The sequence below is a fragment of the Mesorhizobium sp. M7A.F.Ca.CA.004.12.1.1 genome, assembly GCF_003997835.1.
Lineage (GTDB): Bacteria > Pseudomonadota > Alphaproteobacteria > Rhizobiales > Rhizobiaceae > Mesorhizobium.
Genome location: NZ_RZRK01001021.1, coordinates 1 through 1,867, shown reverse-complemented (window position 1 = coordinate 1,867; position 1,867 = coordinate 1). Strand labels below are relative to the sequence as shown.

General features: G+C 65.3%; 1 protein-coding gene and 1 pseudogene. One reads left to right on the top strand and one right to left on the bottom strand.

Annotated elements, in window-relative coordinates; all coding sequences use genetic code 11:
* Positions 1 to 1,507: DNA alkylation response protein (locus EN984_RS33075; RefSeq protein WP_164765852.1), on the bottom strand; the 1,507-nt coding region annotated here is incomplete at its 3' end.
* 193 nt (positions 1,508 to 1,700) lie between these two features.
* On the opposite strand from EN984_RS33075, the pseudogene pyrB reads away from it, so the two are divergent.
* Positions 1,701 to 1,867, top strand: a pseudogene (gene pyrB, locus EN984_RS33070) (aspartate carbamoyltransferase catalytic subunit); the annotation flags it as partial.

Below are 1,867 nucleotides of genomic sequence, written 5' to 3'. Positions count from 1 at the left end.
GCCCTGCCCCCAGGCGGCGCAATTCCGCCGCCGCAGCCGACAGTGCCAACTGCTCGGTCAGCAGCCGGGCCGAACCTTCGTCGGTTGAGGCAACCTGCATCGCCGCCTTCAGAACGCCGATCGTGCCGCGTCCGCCGGCGCCGAGATCACGGTCGATGCCGGCCAGCACATCCTCGAACAGGCCGGGCGCACGGCCGAGCACGCGCAGCACATCAAGCGCCATGACATTGCCCGAGCCTTCCCAGATCGCATTGACCGGGGCCTCGCGATAGTAGCGGGCGAGTGGCGCCTCCTCGACGTAGCCGTTGCCGCCTAGGCACTCCATCGCCTCATAGAGCAGCGGGGGCGCGATCTTGCAGACCCAGTATTTGACGACCGGCGTCATGGCCCGGGCAAACGCCGCCTCGCCGCGATCGCTGGCCGCCTCGTCGAAGGAGCGCGCTAACCGGAACGACAGCGCGGTGGCGGCGGCGACGTCGAGCGCCATGTCGGCCAGAACGCGCTGCATCAACGGCTGCTCGATCAGGGTCGAACCGAACACCTGGCGATGGCGGGCGTGGTGAACGGCCTCGGCGAGGCCCGCGCGCATGATCGCCGACGAGGCGATGGCACAATCGAGCCGGGTCAGGGTGACCATGTCCATGATCGTCTTCACACCGGCACCGGGTTCGCCGACCATCTCGCCGATGGCATTGACGAATTCGACTTCGGAGGAGGCGTTGGAACGGTTGCCGAGCTTGTCCTTCAGTCGCTGAAAGCGGAAGCCGTTGCCCGAACCATCACCGAGAACGCGCGGCACGAGGAAGCACGACAGCCCCTCCGGCGCCTGCGCCAGCACCAGGAACGCATCCGACATCGGCGCCGACATGAACCATTTGTGCCCCGTCAGACGATAAAAACCGCTGCCGGCGCGTTCCGCCCTCGTCACATTGGCGCGCACATCGGTGCCGCCCTGCTTCTCGGTCATGCCCATGCCGAGCGTCAGCCCGGTCTTCTCGACCGGCGGTTTCTGGCTCTGGTCGTATTTGCGCGTCGTCACGCGCGGCGCCCATTCGCGAAACAGTTTTGGGCTGGCCATCAAGGCCGCCAGCGAAGCGTTGGTCATGGTGATGGGGCACAGATGCCCGGTCTCGAGCTCCGCCGTCAGATAAAACCGGGCGGCACGGACTTGATGGCGGCGGCCGATCTCGGTGTCGCCGTTCTCCCACACCGAGGAATGCAGCCCGTTGGCCACAGCGCGGCGCATCAAGGCGTGATAGGCGGGATGGAACTCGACCACGTCGATGCGCCGTCCCTGGCGATCATGCGTCCTGAGCTTCGGCGTCTCGACATTGGCGAGGCGCGCCAGTTCCTGCGCCTCCTGCGTCAGCACGAAGCGGCCGAGACCGTCGAGATCTTTGCGCACCGGATCGGAAAAACGCTCCGCGAGCTGGATCAGCAACGGATCGCCCCGCCAGGCGTTGCCGCCCGTCAGCGGCGGCGGCTGGTTCGTCACGTCGTCGGTCACGCCCAATCCTTCTATCGTCAGAAAGCCACGAATCCGAGGCTGTCGGCTAGATATAGCCAAGCCATGCAGCGCGCGCGATGAAAATACCGGCCGATACAATCGGCCATCTATACGAAAAAATTGAGGAGAACGGCTGCAATGCAAAGCTGGCGCTTGCAGCCGCAAAGTCTCCACCCTATAGCAGCGCCTTGAGATGACCGACGCTTCGTCCCCCTATCCTCATCGCCATCTTCTGGGCATCCGCGACCTTTCCCCCGCCGATATCGAGCTGTTGCTCGACAGGGCGGACCGAGCGGTCGCGATCTCGCGGCAGTCCGAGAAGAAAACCTCGACGCTGCGCGGCCGCACACAGATCAACCT